Source organism: Citromicrobium bathyomarinum, from assembly GCF_038594605.1.
Taxonomy (GTDB): Bacteria; Pseudomonadota; Alphaproteobacteria; order Sphingomonadales; family Sphingomonadaceae; genus Alteriqipengyuania; species Alteriqipengyuania bathyomarina_B.
In genome coordinates this window covers 422799-438673 of record NZ_JBCFZM010000001.1, presented here as the reverse complement: position 1 = coordinate 438673, position 15875 = coordinate 422799, and the positions used below count along the sequence as shown (strand labels likewise).

General features: G+C 64.4%; 15 protein-coding genes and 1 pseudogene. 4 read left to right on the top strand and 12 right to left on the bottom strand.

Features of this window, described 5'->3' with window-relative positions:
* Window positions 1-3: 3 nt before the first annotated feature.
* The 5 genes and pseudogenes from AAG612_RS02105 to AAG612_RS02085 all read right to left on the bottom strand — a co-directional run.
* Window positions 4-549, bottom strand: a complete 546-nt coding sequence (locus AAG612_RS02105; protein WP_342506784.1) for a hypothetical protein — start codon at window positions 547-549, stop codon at window positions 4-6.
* Window positions 550-610: 61 nt separating this feature from the next.
* Window positions 611-1459 carry an NADH-quinone oxidoreductase subunit C gene (locus tag AAG612_RS02100; protein ID WP_342506782.1) on the bottom strand — a complete coding sequence of 283 codons (849 nt, stop codon included), beginning with the start codon at window positions 1457-1459 and terminating at the stop codon, window positions 611-613.
* Window positions 1460-1462: 3 nt separating this feature from the next.
* Window positions 1463-2041: a NuoB/complex I 20 kDa subunit family protein gene (locus AAG612_RS02095; RefSeq protein ID WP_342506780.1), complete on the bottom strand. Its 579-nt coding sequence runs from the start codon at window positions 2039-2041 to the stop codon at window positions 1463-1465.
* 33 nt (window positions 2042-2074) lie between these two features.
* A complete protein-coding gene (gene ndhC, locus AAG612_RS02090) occupies window positions 2075-2449 on the bottom strand; it encodes an NADH-quinone oxidoreductase subunit A (RefSeq protein ID WP_342506778.1) in 375 nt (124 codons plus the stop codon).
* A gap of 126 nt (window positions 2450-2575) precedes the next feature.
* A pseudogene (locus AAG612_RS02085) lies at window positions 2576-4012 on the bottom strand (coniferyl aldehyde dehydrogenase); the annotation flags it as partial.
* Between the two features lie 89 nt (window positions 4013-4101).
* Between AAG612_RS02085 and AAG612_RS02080 the strand changes: the two are divergent.
* Both AAG612_RS02080 and AAG612_RS02075 read left to right on the top strand, forming a co-directional pair.
* Complete coding sequence (locus AAG612_RS02080; protein ID WP_342506776.1) at window positions 4102-5298, top strand: thiolase family protein; 1197 nt, start codon at window positions 4102-4104, stop codon at window positions 5296-5298.
* The gene (locus tag AAG612_RS02075) at window positions 5298-5693 is read left to right on the top strand and encodes a hypothetical protein (RefSeq protein WP_342506774.1); all 396 of its coding nucleotides are present in this window, start codon (window positions 5298-5300) and stop codon (window positions 5691-5693) included. The genes AAG612_RS02080 and AAG612_RS02075 overlap by 1 nt, the downstream gene beginning before the upstream one ends.
* Before the next feature lie 18 nt (window positions 5694-5711).
* Here AAG612_RS02075 and AAG612_RS02070 read toward each other — a convergent pair whose 3' ends face one another.
* Complete coding sequence (locus tag AAG612_RS02070) at window positions 5712-6182, bottom strand: SH3 domain-containing protein (RefSeq protein WP_342506772.1); 471 nt, start codon at window positions 6180-6182, stop codon at window positions 5712-5714.
* A gap of 121 nt (window positions 6183-6303) precedes the next feature.
* Between AAG612_RS02070 and AAG612_RS02065 the strand changes: the two genes are divergently transcribed.
* A complete protein-coding gene (locus AAG612_RS02065; protein ID WP_342506771.1) occupies window positions 6304-7320 on the top strand; it encodes a 2-hydroxyacid dehydrogenase in 1017 nt (338 codons plus the stop codon).
* A 132-nt stretch (window positions 7321-7452) separates the two neighbouring features.
* Window positions 7453-8766 (top strand): ammonium transporter, encoded by a 1314-nt coding sequence (locus AAG612_RS02060; protein ID WP_342506769.1) that lies wholly within the window; start codon window positions 7453-7455, stop codon window positions 8764-8766.
* On the opposite strand, the gene AAG612_RS02055 is transcribed toward AAG612_RS02060, so the two are convergent.
* The 6 genes from AAG612_RS02055 to AAG612_RS02030 form a co-directional block, all read right to left on the bottom strand.
* Window positions 8763-9524, bottom strand: a complete 762-nt coding sequence (locus tag AAG612_RS02055) for a lipase family alpha/beta hydrolase (RefSeq protein WP_342506767.1) — start codon at window positions 9522-9524, stop codon at window positions 8763-8765. The genes AAG612_RS02060 and AAG612_RS02055 overlap by 4 nt on opposite strands.
* Before the next feature lie 4 nt (window positions 9525-9528).
* Window positions 9529-10935: an NAD(P)H-dependent flavin oxidoreductase gene (locus AAG612_RS02050; RefSeq protein WP_342506765.1), complete on the bottom strand. Its 1407-nt coding sequence runs from the start codon at window positions 10933-10935 to the stop codon at window positions 9529-9531.
* Window positions 10936-10950: 15 nt separating this feature from the next.
* Window positions 10951-11691: a class I SAM-dependent methyltransferase gene (locus AAG612_RS02045; protein WP_342506763.1), complete on the bottom strand. Its 741-nt coding sequence runs from the start codon at window positions 11689-11691 to the stop codon at window positions 10951-10953.
* 112 nt (window positions 11692-11803) lie between these two features.
* Window positions 11804-12052, bottom strand: a complete 249-nt coding sequence (locus AAG612_RS02040) for a phage tail protein (protein WP_342506761.1) — start codon at window positions 12050-12052, stop codon at window positions 11804-11806.
* Window positions 12053-12125: 73 nt separating this feature from the next.
* On the bottom strand, window positions 12126-13253 hold the full coding sequence (gene prfB, locus AAG612_RS02035; RefSeq protein WP_342506759.1) for a peptide chain release factor 2: 1128 nt from the start codon (window positions 13251-13253) through the stop codon (window positions 12126-12128).
* A 102-nt stretch (window positions 13254-13355) separates the two neighbouring features.
* The gene (locus tag AAG612_RS02030) at window positions 13356-15848 is read right to left on the bottom strand and encodes a penicillin-binding protein 1A (protein ID WP_342506757.1); all 2493 of its coding nucleotides are present in this window, start codon (window positions 15846-15848) and stop codon (window positions 13356-13358) included.
* Between the last annotated feature and the right edge of the window lie 27 nt (window positions 15849-15875).

Here is a 15875-nt window from a genome sequence, read left to right as displayed (position 1 = left end):
TTCCTATCCGCAGGCCCATTGCCCGCCGGCGAACTTGCGCTGTTTGCCGTTTGCCGCGACGTACAGATCGGCGGTCCGCACCATATCATTGCCGGCAGCCGGCACGACCCTCACGGTCACGCCTTCCGCGCTCAGTGTGGGCCCGGCATAAATCGTGTCCAGACCGCCTTCCTCGGCAGTCAGATTGACCAGCTCGCCACCAATGCGGACGACGCCCTTGCCTTTCACAGCGCCATCGTCGGGCGCGCCGACCAGCAAGACTTCGGTGGCCTGCTGGCTATAGGTGCATCCACCATCGCGCGGACCCAGGTCGACCCGGCCAATATTGCCCAGCTTTTCGAGCGCCAAGGGATCGGCACCCGCCGGAACCGCAGAAGTGCGTGCCTCGGTGCTTTCGACCGGCGCGTTGGTTCCTTCAACGACCGGTGAGCCATCGCCCTGCCCCGCACCGACGCGCGCGGCGAAATCGTCGCCGCTCTCGCCAGTGTCTTCGCCCTGCGAGCATGCCGCAAGAAAGATCGCGGCGGACATCGTCAGCAGTGTTTTCATCGAAACCAACTCCATCGTCGCGTAACCTCAAAGGCAGGGCGCGAGCGCCCGCCGCTGCGGATCAATCCTTCTTCTTGGGCTGTGTGGCCGAAGCCGTGTCTTTGGTGTCGCCTTTGCGCTCGGGCCGTTCGGCGCGATCTTCGGTCGGCTCGGGCGCAGGCGTGCGGTCCTTGCCGCTGTTCTCTTCGGCCGGAGCACCGGCGCTGACCTTCTCGTCGGCTTTTTCGTCCGCTTTGGGTCCGGCCCCGGTTTCCTTCGGGCTGTCGGTGGTCTTGGCTTCGTCGACAGGCGGAACGTCTGCCTTTTCGTCGCCAGGCAGAACGTAGTCCGCACCTTCCCAAGGGCTCATGAAATCGAAGCTGCGCAAATCCTGCGCCAGTTCCACCGGCTCGTATACGACCCGCTGCTCTTCTTCCGAATAGCGCAATTCGACATAGCCGGTGAGCGGGAAATCCTTCCGGAAAGGATGCCCTTCGAAGCCGTAATCGGTCAGGATACGCCGCAGGTCCGCATTCCCCGCGAAGACCACGCCGAACATGTCGAACACTTCGCGCTCGAGCCATCCAGCGTTAGGCCACAGCGTGGTGACCGTCGGCACGGTTGTCGTCTCGCTGGCGGTAAGCTTGACCATGATCCGGCTGTTCTCGGTCAGCGAAAGCAGCATGTAGACCACCTCGAACCGCTCCGCGCGGCTGGGGTAGTCGGCGCCGGCAATCTCCATCAGCTGCTGATAGCCATGATCGTCACGCAGCAGGCGCAGGGCATCTTCGATCCGGTCGCGCTGCACGGTCAGCAGCAACTCGCCATGCTCTTCGCGCGCTTCGAGGAGAATATCCCCCAGCGCGCCGGAGAGCTTGTCTTTGAGCCCACCGATCAAGGTGAACTTGGGGGCAGAGTGAAGAACGGCCATAGCTTAGCGCTCCACCGTACCGCTGCGGCGTATCTTACGCTGCAGCTGCATTACGCCGTACAGCAGGGCTTCGGCGGTCGGCGGGCAGCCGGGCACATAGATGTCGACAGGCACGATCCGGTCGCATCCGCGCACCACGGAATAGCTGTAGTGGTAATAGCCACCGCCATTGGCGCAGCTGCCCATCGAAATGACATATTTCGGGTTGGACATCTGATCGTAGACCTTGCGCAGCGCAGGCGCCATCTTGTTGCACAGCGTACCGGCGACGATCATCACGTCGCTCTGGCGTGGGCTAGCGCGCGGGGCGACGCCGAAACGCTCCATGTCGTAACGCGGCATGTTGACGTGAATCATCTCCACCGCGCAGCACGCAAGACCGAAGGTCATCCACCACAGCGAGCCGGTGCGGGCCCACTGGAACAGGTCTTCCGTGCTGGTCAGCAGGAAGCCTTTGTCGTTCACTTCGGTCTGCAGCGCGTTGAAATATTCCGCGTCGGGTGCGCGCACCTCGCCCGGCTGCGCCGTGGGCTGCAGGTGCGGGTCGCGGCCCGCAGGGGTGATCGTCTGGTTCTCGCTCATGTCAATTCCATTCGAGCCGTACGCCTTGCGGGATTACTCCCACTCGAGCGCGCCCACTTTCCAAGCATAGGCCAGTCCGATGGCCAGTTCGCCGATAAAGACCATCATAGTCGCCCAGCCCGACCAGCCGGTGAAATCGAGACTGACCGCCCACGGGAACAGGAAGGCCGCTTCGAGATCGAAGATGATGAACAGGATCGCAACGAGGTAGAAGCGCACATCGAACTGGCTGCGCGGCTCTTCGAAGGCGGGAAACCCGCACTCGTACTCGCTGATTTTCTCGGCCGTGGGATTATGCGTGCCCGTCAGTCGCGACACGCCCATGGGCAGGAACACGAAGACGCACGAAATCGCCAGCGCGACGCCGAGAAACAGCAGGATGGGCAGGTATTGTTCGAGATCGATCACGTGTGATTCCCAGAGTCCGGCTTTCGGGCCCCGCCTCTAGGACGGGCACCGCCACGGCGCAAGGGAGCCTGCGACGCAAGTCCTGTATCCTTTTGCGCAACATAGGGCGAGCACGCCCCGCCCCCGCTACTTCATTTCGCGGGCGATCGCCTTTTTCGCCGCATCGCCATACGGCGGCTTGAGCCCTGCGAGCTTGGCAATGTCGATCTTGGGCTGCTGATAGGTACTGCGCGCGTGGCTGAATTCCCGGAAACCCTCGGGCCCGTGATAGCTGCCGATGCCCGACGGGCCGACCCCGCCGAACGGCATGTCGTCCACCGAAATGTGGAAGATTACGTCGTTAATGGTCACCCCGCCGGAAATCGTGCGGTCCAGCACCTGCTCGCGCTCGTTCGAGTCAGACCCGAAATAGTAGAGCCCCAGCGGGCGATCGTGGTCGTTGATGTAATCGATCGCCTGATCGACCGCCTTATAGGTTTTCACCGGCAGGACAGGGCCGAAGATTTCCTCCTGCATCGCCTTCATGTCGTCGGTGACGCCGCGCAGGATCGTCAGCGGCATCTTGCGGGTGTTGGCGCTGGAGAACTTCTCGCCCGCGGGGTTCACCTCGATCACTTCGGCCCCCTTGGCCTTTGCATCATCGACCAGGCCCTTCAGGCGCTCGAAGTGCTTGTCGGAGATGATTGCGGTATAGTCCTCGTTATCGAGCAGCGTGGGGTACATTTCGTGCACGCCGAGCTGCACGGCGGCTACGACGCCTTCTTCCTGATCCTCGGGCACAAGCAGGTAATCCGGCGCGAGGCAGATCTGCCCCGCGTTCAGCATCTTGCCGAGCGCGATGCGCTCTCCTGCGCGCTTCAGATCGGCACCCTTGCCGATGATCGTCGGGCTCTTGCCCCCCAGTTCCAGCGTGACGGGGACGAGGTTCTTGGCCGCGGCCTCCATCACCTTGCGCCCGGTTTCGGTCGACCCGGTAAAGACGAGGTGGTCGAAGGGCAGCGAGGAGAATGCCTGCGCCACATCGGGGCCGCCGGTCACTACCGCCACTTCATCCTCACCGAACGCATCGGCAACCAGTTCGCGCATCCGCTCGCTTGTGGCGGGCGTGAACTCGCTCGGCTTGATCATCGCGCGGTTGCCCGCGGCGAGCACCTGCATCAGCGGGCCGAAGCTCAGGTTTACCGGGAAATTCCACGGGCTCATGATCCCCACCACACCCTTGGGTTCGTAGCGGACCTCGGCCTTCGCGCCCATCAGGCCGAGCGGGAAGCGGACCGAGCGTTTGTCGGGCGCGGCCCAGTGGTCCATGTTCTTGAGGCAGTATTTACCGAAGCCGATGGTGCTGACGATGTCCGTCATCATCGAACCCTCGTAGCTGCGGCTCCCGAAATCGCTGTTCATCGCCTCGGCCAGCGATTTGCCGTGATCGGACAGGATCGACATCGCCCGCTTGATCCGGTCGCGCCGGACCGACAGCGCCTCAGGGCGCGCGGCGGTGAACGCGCTGCGCTGCGTTTCCAGAATGCGATCGAGGGTCTGGGGTGCGGTGTCGCTCATGTCTCGGCTCTCCGATTGTGTTTCTTGCCCGTGCTATTACATCGAACGCGAAAACCGCCAAAGCGTTGCGACAACAGAAAAGGCACAACTTACCAATGCCCCAGTTTTCCGAAGCAGATCCGATCGTCATCCTCTCCTACGCGCGCACCCCGATGGGCAGCATGCAGGGCGCACTGGCCGACGCCACCGCGACCGATCTCGGCGCGACGGCGGTGAAGGCGGCGGTCGACCGCTCGGGCGTGCCGGTGGAGAAGTTCGACCGGACCTACATGGGCTGTGTGCTTCCCGCCGGGCTCGGCCAGGCACCTGCGCGCCAGGCGTCGATCAAGGCAGGCCTGCCCAAATCGGTGCAGGCGACCACGGTCAACAAGGTCTGCGGCTCGGGCATGCAGACCGTCATCATGGGCTCCGAAGCGCTCGCCAGCGGCACCGTGAACTACGTGGTCGCAGGCGGCATGGAGAGCATGACCAACGCGCCCTACCTGCTCAAGAAACACCGCTCTGGCGCGCGGCTGGGCCACGACACCGCCTACGACCACATGTTTCTCGACGGGCTCGAAGACGCCTATGAGGAAGGCCGGGCGATGGGCACCTTCGCGCAGGAAACCGCCAACGAGTACCAGCTGACCCGCGAGGAAATGGACGAATATTCCATCGAATCGCTACGCCGCGCCAATGCCGCGATCGAAAGCGGCGCCTTCGATGGCGAAGTCGTCCCCGTCGCGATCGTCACCCGCAAGGACGAGACGCTGGTTGAGCATGACGAAGCGCCCGGCAAGGGCAAGCCCGACAAGATACCGCAGCTGCGACCCGCCTTCGCCAAGGACGGGACGATCACCGCCGCGACCTCGTCCAGCATCTCCGACGGTGCCGCCGCAGTGGTCCTCAGCCGCGAAAGCGTCGCCAAGGAAAATGGTCAGACGCCGGTGGCGAAAATCGTCGGCCTCACGGCCCACGCGCAGGAGCCGAGCAAGTTCACCGTCGCGCCGATCGGTGCGATCGAGAAACTGCTCGAACAGACGGGCTGGAGCGCGGAAGACGTCGACCTGTGGGAAGTCAACGAAGCCTTCGCATGCGTCGCCATGTTCGCGATGCGCGACATTGGCATCCCCCACGACAAGATCAACGTCAACGGTGGCGGCACTGCGCTGGGTCACCCGATCGGCGCCAGCGGCACGCGCATCATCGTGACGCTGCTCAACGCGCTCAAGCAGCAGGGCAAGAAGAAGGGCATCGCGAGCCTGTGCATCGGCGGCGGCGAAGCCACGGCCGTTGCGGTGGAGATGGTGTGATGCGCGCGAGGCTTGCTCTCATCGGCGCGCTTGCACTGGCAGGCTGTGGTGGCGAGATTCCCGACGAGGCCGCGCCGACCGAAGGGGCCGCGCTCATCCCTGCGACGCAGCCGATGGGTCCGGGCCTGTACGCGGTGGGCGACGGGACCACGGTCTATGCCCGCACGCGCCTCTCCGCCGACGGAACCTATACCGATATGACCGAGGCGGGCGAGACGGTGGGCGGCGGCAGCTGGTCCAGCCGAGAGGATGTGATCTGCTTCGATCCCGAAGGCGACGGCGAGGACCAGCAGGAACGCTGCTGGCGTAACGAAGCCCCGGATGAAGACGGCAGCTTTCGGTCGCTCCAGGTCGATGGCGAGGGAGAGTACCGGGTGATGCCGCTTGAGGAATAGCCGGAAGGTCGGCAGCCCTTAAGGCTCGCCCGCGCCCCACAGCCGATTCTGCTCGACGAAACCGCTGCGCTTGCCGACCGAGAATTCGCACCAGTTATCGGCGCATGCGCCAAGTGCACCGACCACGCCGGGCTGCAACTTCCACTTGACCGCCGAACCGGCGCGCTCGCTTTCGTGCATCTCCGCCAGCCCGTCGCCGGTCACGAACCCGCCGCGCGTCCGGCTGAGCAGCCGCGCGGCGATCCAGCCTTTGTCGCCGTCCGGGTCCTCGACGAGCCGCCAGCCTTCGCGCACGCGCAGCACCTTCACCGGCAGGCCCTTGCGCTTGTAAACCCAGTCGATCTTGTATTCCGCGCTCGGCCCGACGCGCATGTTCGCCTCGGTCACGTCGATCGTCGCCCAATAGGGCGTCTCGGCGTTCTGCCCTCCGGCGGGCGTTGCGGTAAGGAGGATGCCCCCCATGGCGAGCGTGATGACGCGTCTGAGCATGGGGGAAACATTTACCTCAGTTCGCGCCAGTCTGACAACGGGGTCCGACAATTGAGGTCTGACAAGCTGGCGAAGAGCCCCGGCTTGACCCGCCCCCCACCACGCGCCAAGCGTGACGGCAATGGCCAGCGCATCGCAAACCCCCGCCCGCCGCGTCGACGGCAAACCCCGCGTCATCGTGACCCGCGCCCTGTCCCCATCGATCGAGGCGCGGCTGAGCGAATTGTTCGACTGCCGTCTCAACCGCGACGACACGCCGCTCACCCGCGAAGGGCTGATCGCGGCAATGAACGAAGCGGATGTGCTGGTGCCGACCGTCACCGACCGGATCGATGCCGCCATGATCGAGCAGGCGGGCGAGCGGCTGCGCCTGATCGCCAGCTTCGGCGCGGGCACCGACCATATCGATCTCGCCGCGGCAGCGAAGCGCCGCATCACCGTGACCAATACGCCTAGCGTCTTTACCGAAGACACCGCCGACCTCGCGATGGCGCTGATCATCGGCGTTCCCCGGCGGATGCGCGAAGGCGTGGCGCTGGTGCGCAGCGGCGAATGGAGCGGCTGGGCTCCGACCGCGATGCTCGGCCGCAAACTGGCGAGCAAGACGCTGGGGATCGTTGGCATGGGCCGGATCGGCCAGGCGGTTGCCCACCGCGCCAAGGCCTTCGGGCTCGACATCGCCTACCACAACCGCAAGCGCCTGCCCGAAGCGGTCGAGCGGATGTTCGGGGCGACCTATGTCGGAACGCTCGGCGAGCTGCTGGCGCAGACCGATATCCTCACCCTGCACTGCCCCTCCAACCCCCAAAGCCATCACATGATCGATGCCGATGCGATCCGTGCGATGAAGGATGGCGCCTGCCTCATCAACACCGCGCGCGGCGATCTGGTCGACCAGGAAGCGCTGATCGAGGCGCTCGAAAGCGGCCGTCTCGCAGGCGCGGGCCTCGACGTCTATCCCGACGAGCCCAGGGTCGACGAGCGCCTGATCCGCCACCCGAACGTGATGACCCTGCCCCATATCGGCAGCGCCACGCGCGAGGGCCGTGAGGAATCGGGGGTGAAGGTGATCGCCAATATCCACATGTGGACCGACGGGCATCGCCCGCCCGATCAAGTGCTCGACGCCCTGATCTGACGCGCCTCTGCCTCGGCTTCGCCGTTGACGCGCGATTAACCACTTATGCGCAAAAGGCGGGCTATAGGGCTTGTCCAGCACGCGCCGATACCATCATCCGCGCGTACCGGTTGGCCAAGGATCTTAGACCCCATGACCAGATTCACTGCCCGCTCGCTCGGCATGCTCGTGTTCGCAGGGCTGTTGGCCACGCCGCTTTCGGCGCAGGCAATCGGCGAGATCGTCCAGAACGATACCGGCGATACCGCGTGGATCCTCACGTCTTCCGCGCTCGTGCTGATGATGACCCTGCCCGGCCTCGCGCTGTTCTACGGCGGGCTGGTCCGGGCCAAGAATGTCCTGTCGGTCGCGCTGCAGACCGGTGCGGTGGCGAGCATCGTGTCGCTGCTGTGGATTATCGTGGGCTATACGCTGGCGTTCGGCGATCCGACCAGCGGCTGGGTCGGCAACGGACGCGCGTGGATGCTGATCGAACTGACCAATGTCCGTTTCGAAACCACCATTCCCGAAAGCGCCTTTGTGCTGTTCCAGATGACCTTCGCGATCATCGCGCCCGCGCTGATGATCGGTGCCTGGGTGGACCGGGCGCGGTTCAGCTGGGTGGTGATCTTCTGCGCGCTGTGGAGCGTGGTCGTCTACGCCCCGGTCGCGCACTGGATCTGGGGCGGCGGCTGGCTGGCGAGCAGTTTCGGAACCGCGGATTTCGCGGGCGGGCTGGTGGTTCACACCACCGCGGGCGTCTCCGCTCTCGTGGTCGCGATCCTGATGGGCAAGCGGCGGGCCTTTCCCGACAAGCCGATGATCCCGCATGCGCCCGTACTGACGATGGTCGGCGCGGCGATGCTGTGGGTCGGCTGGTTCGGCTTCAACGGCGGATCGGCGCTGGCGGCAACCGACGACGCATCGAGCGCGATCATCAACACCCATGTCGCAGCGGCCGTCGCGTCGCTGGTCTGGCTGCTGATCGAGCGGATCGGGTTCGGCAAGACGACCATGGTCGGCTGGGCAACCGGCGCGATCGCCGGGCTGGCAACGATCACGCCCGCTGCGGGCTTCATCTCGCCGGGGGCCTCGATCCTGTTCGGCGCGCTTGCTTCGGTCCTGTGCTATTTCGCGGTGCTGCAGGTGCGCAAGCTGGGAATCGACGATTCGCTCGATGTCTTTGCGGTGCACGGCGTGGGCGGCATCCTCGGCACCTTGCTGCTCGGCCTGTTCATCTCCTCCAACCTGGGGGGGACCGGCTTTGCCGAGGGGATGACCCCGCTCGGCCAGATCGGCGCGCAGGCGATGGGCGTGATGGTGGTCGCCTTGTGGAGCGCCGTGCTCACCGCAGTACTGGCGCTGGGCGTCGGGCTCATCGCGCCGATGCGGGTGAAGAAGAAAGACGAGATCGAGGGGCTCGACATAACCAGCCACGGCGAACGTGGCTGGCATCTCGGCGACTAGTCGTCCCGACATCCGGAGCGCGCAATAGGCAGCTCTTCGCCGAGGATCGACAGCACACGCTCGATCGAGGCGCGGCTGGCGGAAAATTCGAAATGCCGCTCGGGCACTTCGATCGCCCGGTCGCATTCGCCCTCTTCGCCGCGCGAACAGGCAGGCGCCACGATCCCGTCGTGCGGCGACCAGATCGCGATGGTGCGAACCGGCGGTTTCTGGCGCGGATCGTCGGAAAGGGGCGGATCGTCGACCTTGTGGTCGTTCATCGCCTCGTACAACCGCCACGCATTATTGGCCCGCCTGTCGCCCGAGAATGGCGTGCCCAGCGTCATAACCAGCGCGACCTTTTCCGGATGGCGCTGTGCCAGCACGCGCGCGTACAGACCACCCAGACTGATCCCGATCAGCGCGACCTTCTGCCCGGTCAGGGTGTAAACTTCATCGAGTCGCGCTTCCGCGCGGGCGAACATCTCGCGCGTTATCCCGGTGAGAACACCCAGTTCGGATGCATAGGCATCGTACCCGGCAGCGTTCAGCGTGCGCCGCAAGAGCGAGCTCGAATAATCGCGCGAGAGAATGCCCGGAATGACCAGCACCGGCTGCTGATCGACGCCGGGCGGCAAGCGCGATGCTTCGCTGTCCGGCAGCCGCACCGGCCGGATCGAGCTGGACCAGATCTTCGGCAGGTTCGGCAGTTCGCGCAGCCAATGGCCGAAAGACGGCGCCCGATGGTCGTCACGTCTTTCGTCTGTTGGCTGCGGCATGCGGTCAGTCTCCGGTGAGGATCCTATCGACCAATTGCTTCACCGACGGGGTGAAATTGTTCGAATAGAACGGGTCCTGCTTGAACCGATAGGCTGCGTGACCGGCAAAGGCGAGATTTTCGTCCGGGTCGCCGCCATGTGCGATGTCCTGCAGGGTCTTCTGGATGCAGAAGCTGCGCGGATCGGCGAGGCGGCCGGTGGTGTGATCGTCGTGATCTTTCCAGCTCGAAAACTGGCAATGCGACAGGCAGCCCATGCAACCCTGCTGGTCGGCGCGGATCTGTTCGGCACTTTCCGGGGTCACGAAAACCACGGTGTTATCCGGGGTCTTCAACGCTTCGGTGAAGCCTTCGTGCATCCAGGCCTGCGCTTTGCGCTGGTCACCGGGGTGGACGAAGAAATATTTGGCCTTGCCGTGATCGGACAGCGGAATCGTGCCCTCTTCCTCGTCGCGCTTGAAGATCGGAATTTGCCGTTCTGAACGGTGCATCAGATCGTAGAGGAATGGCGTCTTGACCGCGCTCGAATAGAACCCGGTGGGCGAAAACTTGTGCAGCAGGACGTCGCCCGGCTCGACCGTGCGCAGCATGTCCTTCCACACCTGCGGGATCGGGCTTTCTTCGGTCAGCAAGGGCCGCGTGCCGAACTGAAATGCGATCTTGCCCAGCTCGGGATTGTCGATCCACTCTTCCCACTCGCGCAGGAACCATACGCCGCCCGCCATCACGATGGCGGTATCTTCGGAGACGCCTTCCTTGCGCATCGTATCGCGCAGTTCCTTGACGCGCGGGTACGGATCCTGCGGCTCGCGCGGGTTTTCGGCGTTGGAAAGGCCATTGTGCCCACCAGCCAGCCAAGGGTCTTCGTAGACCACCGCCGCCATCAGGTCGGGTACCTTGGAATAGCTGCGCTTCCACAGCGCGCGGAATGCGCGCGCGGAGCTGACGATCGGCAGGTAATGCACGTTATAGCGCGCCGCGATCTCGGCGAGCTTATAGGGCATGCCCGCGCCACACGTGACGCCGGTGATCATGCCCTGGCAATTTTCCAGCACGCCTTCGAGGACCTGCTGCGCGCCGCCCATTTCCCACAGCACATTGATGTTGAGCGCGCCCCTGCCGTCGGCAATCTCGTGCGCGCGCTTCACCTGTTCGGTCGCGCCGTCGATGGCGTAGCGGACCAACTGCTCGAACCGTTCCTTGCGGGTGGCCTGCGGATAGACCTGCGGGATAGGGTTGCCATCCTCATCGTAGCTGTCCGCGTTGACCGCAGACACGGTGCCGATGCCGCCAGCAGCGGCCCACGCGCCAGAACTTGCGTGATTGGTTGCCGAAACGCCCTTGCCGCCTTCGATCAGCGGCCACACCTCGCGACCGCCATATTCGATCGGGCGCAGTCCTTTAAATGCCATCAAACTTCCAATTATTCAGCTACGCGCGCCCGGCTCTCCGGCCTCGCCTCTGTCGGCTTTGGCTGCGCTTTCCTGCCCGGTACAGGGCACGATTTCATCTGGGTCCGGCCTTGTAGCGCCGCGACTGAACTGTGCATAGTACCCCGCGAGCTCCGGGGCCTGCTCGATCCTGTCGAGCCGGTAGCCGACCCGTTCGAACTCGCAGGATAGCAGCGCGGGCGGGATGCCGTGGCGATCGGTCGGCCGGTCGATATCGACTACGATGACCTTCCCGCCCTCCTTGAGCGAAGGCCACAGGCGCCACAAGAAGGCGTAAGGCTCCCCTACTTCGTGATACATGTGGACCATGAAAACGCGGTCGAAACTGTCTTCGGGCAGGCGCGGATCGTCTTCTGCGCCGAGCTTTATGGAGACGTTGTCGAGCCGCTCGCGCTCCACCCGGCGGCCGAGCCGTTCGAGCACGGGGCTGTCGATATCCTGCGCAAGCACGCGCCCTTCGCTGCCCACGCGATCGCCCAAGCGGATGGTGTAGTAACCCTCGCCCGCGCCGATATCCGCCAAGGTCATCCCGGGGCGTATTTCGGCAAGGTCCATCACCTTCTGCGCCTCGCCCTGGCTATCGCGCTCGTCTTCGGTGGAAAACTCGTTCGCCCCCAGATCGGAGACCGGGCGGTCGGGTTCGGGAAAGGCGCGCGCGGTTTCGGGCCGGTCGGCATCGCCGTCCGCACCACCGCATGCGGCCAACGCAAGCGCCATGCCGAGCAATCCAGAAAAAGCCACCCGCGCCATCATCTCGCGCCGCACTTAGCCGCGTGTCCTTCGCTTGGCAAAGGGGTGACGCGCACCAGTCCGCAAAGATTTCTCCCGTTTAGAAGTTGGGATAGATTCCCTGCAAGGCAATATACCACCCCAAACCCTTCGTCTGCGGAGCGGCATCGCGCATGTCGGGGAGAGCGAAATTCGTCTTGCCGTCGCCGCCAAAGCTGGCTCCGATGATCGAAAAAAGCGTGGTGTTCTGCGAGATCGACAATATCTGACCCTTGGCCGCAGCCCATCCCTGGGGTGCGCGATCGCCCGGATAGAGCATCATTTCGCCGATATACGGTTCACTTGGCATGTTCGGGTCCCTCCTCGTCGATCGCGCGGCCGCTGGCCGACGGACAGGTTAGATCACCAATCTTGCCGGAGCGCTACTCCACATCTTCCACGTCGACCGCTTCGCCCGTCACGCGCTGCGCCAAGGCGGCGGAGATGAAGGGATCGATCGCACCGTCGAGCACGTCGCCCGGCGCGGTAGAGGTTTCGCCCGTGCGCAGATCCTTCACCATCTGATAGGGCTGGAGCACGTAGCTGCGGATCTGGTGCCCCCAGCCGATCTCGGTCTTCTCGGCATATTCGCCCGAAGCCGCCGCCTCGCGTTCCGCCATCTCGCGCTCGAACAGACGCGCTTTCAGCATGTTCATCGCGGTCGCCCGGTTCTTGTGCTGGCTGCGGTCGTTCTGACTTGCGACGACGATCCCGGTCGGCTGGTGGGTGATCCGTACCGCTGAGTCGGTCGTGTTGACGTGCTGACCGCCCGCGCCCGAGGCGCGATAGGTGTCGATCTTGAGATCGCTCTCGTTGATTTCGATCTCGATATCGTCGTCGATCACCGGATAGACCCAGACCGAGCTGAATGAGGTGTGCCGCCGCGCGCTGCTGTCATACGGGCTGATGCGGACGAGCCGATGCACGCCGCTTTCGGTCTTGGCGTAGCCATAGGCGTTCTCGCCCTTGATGAGCAGCGTGACCGACTTGATGCCGGCCTGCTCGCCCGGCTGATACTCGACCGTCTCGACCTTGAAGCCACGCTTTTCCGCCCAGCGAACATACATCCGCATGAGCATTTCGGCCCAGTCCTGACTCTCGGTCCCCCCTGCCCCGGCGTGAACTTCCAGATAGGCATCGTTCGCATCGGCTTCGCCCGAGAGCAGCGCCTGCACCTTGTCCGCATCGGCGCGCGCGGCGAGCTTTTCGAGGCTGACGAGGCCTTCGTTCACGATCTCGTCGTCGCCCTCGGCCTCGCCCATTTCGACGAACTCGATCGCGTCGGCCATCTCGGACGAGATCGTGTTCACGGTGCCGATCGCGCTTTCGAGGCGTTTTTGCTCACGCATGATCGCCTGCGCCTGCTTGGGATCGTCCCACAGGGTCGGGTCCTCTACCCGCGCATTCAACTCGTCGAGTTCGCGGAGCGCACGCTCCCAGTCGAGCGATTGGCGAACCAGCGCCAACGCAGCTTCGATCCGGTCGATAAAGGCCTGCCCTTCGGCACGCATAGGCTGATCTCTCTCACTTGCTCGGGCACGAGACGGGGCGCGAAGCGCTAGGGCGATGGCGCCGCCGACGCAAGCGGCGACGCCTTCAGGCCCACGCAGCGGCTAGTAGATGCCGCCCTGTTCCTCGACGAAGTTCTCGGGCGGTTCCTCGCGCTCGACCGGAGCGTCGAGGCTTGCCTGGGCGCGGCGGGCACGGCGGATCAGATCGAGCAATTCCTGCCGCTGGGCCGCGATCTCCGAAGCGCGGGTCGACCGCGGCGGTTCGGTATCGGGCTTGAAAGCCTCCCAGATGATCGCCGCATTATCCTCGGTCCCCGGCCAGGCATCGAACACGCGCCCGCCGGTCCGCCGGTCGATCCGCACCATCCGCACGCCGGCCGGCGCTACGGGCGGATTGTCGCGCCAGCGATCGCGCGTTTCCTGGATAAAAGTCTTCACGATCGGCGCCGCAACCGTACCGCCCTGCGCATAGCCGCCCATGTTGCGCGGCTGGTCGAAGCCCAGATAGGTGCCGACCATCAGCTGCTGCGTGCCTCCGATGAACCACACGTCCTTCGGACCGGTGGTCGTGCCGGTCTTGCCGAACAGCGGCAGGTTCTGGTCGCGAAGAACTTTGGCTGTGCCGCGAGTGATCACGCCTTCAAGCATGTGGGTGACCTGGAATGCAGTGCGTGCGTCGATCACCTGGCGGCCCATCGGGCCGGGGCGTGGCATGGCCGAGCCATCCCATTCAGGGCTGTTGCAGCCCTCGCACGCACGCTGGTCTGCGCGCCAGATCACCTTGCCGTGGCGGTCCTGCACATAGTCGATCACGGTCGGATCATTGTAGCGGCCGTGGTTGGCGAGCGTGGAATAGGCGTTGACCATCTTCTCGACCGTCGTCTCGCCCGCGCCCAGTGCGAATGCGAGATACGGGTCGTAGGAACCGATCCCGACGCGCTCGTAGGTCTTGATCACGTTCGCCATGCCTGCGTCGTTGGCGATGTGGACGGTCATGATGTTCTGCGAATTCTCGAGGCCGAAACGCATCGGATAGGACCCGCCGCGCCCGCCGCGGAAACATTTCTCGCCCAAACGCTCGCCCTGATAGGCGCAGAAACTGCCGTTCTCGATCTGGGTCGCGGGGGTCATACCCTGGTCGAGCCCGGCGGCATAGACGAAGGGCTTGATGGTGGAGCCCGGCTGGCGATTGGCCTGGGTCGCGCGGTTGAAGCTTTCCAAACGGCTGTCGAAGCCGCCCTGCATCGCCATGATCCGGCCGGTCTGCGGGTCCTGCGCGATCAAACCGCCTGCCGCATCGGGAATGGTCGCGACGCGCCACGCATTGCCCTGCGGGCGCACTGCGATCACGTCACCGAGCTGGAGCGAGTTCGGCCCGCCGTTAAGCGTCGCGGTCTCGCCATCCGAAAAGCCGATCGCACCCGAGCCGGTGAACACCGCCACGCGCCAGTCTTCGTAGTTGATGCCGATATTCGCGCTGGCAAGCTGGCTCGTAAGGTCGCCCTTGCTGGGATCGAGCGTGGCGATCGGCCCGCTCAATCCTCGTGATCCGTGGTAGCGCATCATGCCCTTGCGCAAAGCGTCGCGGGCTGCGTCCTGATAATCGAGGTCGAGCGAGGTGCGCACCCACAGGCCGCCTGCGTAAACGCTGTTGGGGCCGTCTTCCGCCGTCTCGCCAAAGCGATCGAGCAACTGGCGACGCACTTCCTCGATGAAATAGCCCGCATCGGCGTTGCGGATCGAAGCCGCGCCCGACGTCAGCCCAAGCGGCTCGGCCTTGGCGGCGGCCACGGCGGAATCAGTCGCCCAGCCATTCTCCGCCATCTTGTCGAGAACGTAATTGCGGCGCGTAATCGCCATGTCCTCGTACTTTTCGCGCCCATAGCGTTCGGGAGCCTTGGGCAAGATCGAAAGGAACGCCATCTCGTGCAGGTCGAGATCGCCGACATCCTTGTCGAAATAGGCGCGCGCTGCCGCCTGCACCCCGAAGCTGCGCCGTCCGAGAGGAATCTCGTTGAGATAGAGGGTGATGATTTCCTGCTTGGTCAAGGTCTGCTCGATCCGCCTTGCGACCAGCATTTCCTTGAGCTTGCGGGTGATCGAATATTCGTCGCTCAGCAGAACGTTCTTGGCGACCTGCTGGGTAATGGTGGAACCGCCGACCGCGCGCTCGTCCGTGCCCGCCTTGCGCGCATAGTCGAGCACCGCGTTGAGGGTGCCGGTGATGTCGACGCCATTGTGGCTCCAGAACGTCTCGTCCTCCGCAGACAGGAAGGCGTTGACCAGCGGCGCGGGAAAATCGACATAATCCAGCTGAACCCGCCGGTCGCGCGCATAGCTGCCCACGATTTCGCCGTCATTGCCGCGCACCACGGTGGGCAGCGGAGTCTCGTAATCCTGCAAGGCAGTCGCGTCGGGCAGGTCGCGCCCGATCAGGAACCATGCAACCGCGAACAGCACCAGCAGCGCCGCGGTGCCGTAGACGATCCAGCGCACAGCCCAGTTATCCCGCCAGGTCTGCCTGAACTCGGCAAAGGCGTCCGACGATCCGCGCTGGATCCGGTAGCGAAGATGTTCGACGTCGATTTCGGTCATGATGCGAGGCAGCCCCTAGCACGGGCT